A 1,270-nucleotide genomic window follows, 5' to 3' on the forward strand; every position below is an offset into this window, starting at 1 on the left:
AAATGGGTATAAGAGACAGGAACGGCTCCAGGCCACCACCCTGCGCATGATCGCCAGCGAGAACTACGTCTCCGGCGCCGTGCTGGAGGCGGGCGGCACCGTGTTGCAGAACAAGTACAGCGAGGGCTACCCGGGCCGCCGCTACTACGAGGGCCAGCAGGTCATCGACCAGGTGGAGAACCTGGCCCGGGAGCGTGCCAAGGCGCTCTTCGGCACCGGCCACGCCAATGTGCAGCCGTACTCCGGCTCGCCCGCCAACCTCGCCTGCTACCTGGCCTTCGCCCAGCCGGGCGACACCGTCATGGGCATGTCGCTGCCGATGGGCGGCCACCTCACGCACGGCTGGGGCGTCTCCGCGACCGGGAAGTGGTTCCGGGGCGTCCAGTACGGCGTACGGCAGGACACCGGCCTGGTCGACTTCGACGAGGTACGCGACCTGGCCCGCAAGGAGCGGCCCAAGCTGATCTTCTGCGGCGGTACCGCGGTGCCCCGCACCATCGACTTCGCGGCCTTCGGCGAGATCGCCCGCGAGGTGGGGGCGGTGCTGGTCGCCGACATCGCGCACATCGCCGGCCTGATCGCGGGCGGGGCGCACCCCTCCCCGATGCCGTACGCGGACGTGATCTCCACGACCACCCACAAGACGCTGCGCGGCCCGCGTGGCGCCATGCTGCTGGCCCGGGAGCCGGAGAACCTGGGCAAGGCCGTGGACAAGGCGGTCTTCCCCGGGCTCCAGGGCGGGCCGCACAACCAGACCACGGCCGCCATCGCGGTGGCGCTGCACGAGGCGGCCCAGCCGGCGTTCCGCGACTACGCGCACGCCGTGGTCGGCAACGCCAAGGCGCTCGCCGAGGAGCTGCTGGCCCGCGGCTTCGACCTGGTGACCGGCGGCACCGACAACCACCTGATCCTGATGGACCTCACCCCCAAGGACGTCCCCGGCAAGACGGCGGCCAAGGCGCTGGACCGGGCCGGCATCGTGGTGAACTACAACACCGTCCCCTTCGACCCGCGCAAGCCGTTCGATCCGTCCGGCATCCGGCTGGGCACCCCGGCGCTCACCTCGCGCGGGCTGGGCACCGAGCACATGGCGACCGTCGCCGAGTGGATCGACCGGGGCGTGATCGCGGCCCGTACCGGCGACGAGGAGGCCCTGGGCAGGATCCGGACGGAGGTCGCCGAGCTGATGGCGGCCCACCCGGCCCCCGGACTGCCCACCGCCTGACCGGCCGGGCCACCGTCACCACCCCCGGCCCGTCCCCGACCCGTC

At 72.3% G+C, this 1,270-nt stretch carries 1 protein-coding gene; it reads left to right on the forward strand.

Annotated features, from left to right (window positions below; translation table 11 throughout):
• On the forward strand, positions 1-1,225 hold a 1,225-nt coding region (locus E4099_RS32065; RefSeq protein ID WP_135342595.1), incomplete at its 5' end, for a serine hydroxymethyltransferase.
• Between the last annotated feature and the right edge of the window lie 45 nt (positions 1,226-1,270).

The sequence above is a fragment of the Streptomyces palmae genome (assembly GCF_004684805.1).
In the GTDB taxonomy this organism is placed as follows: domain Bacteria; phylum Actinomycetota; class Actinomycetes; order Streptomycetales; family Streptomycetaceae; genus Streptomyces; species Streptomyces palmae.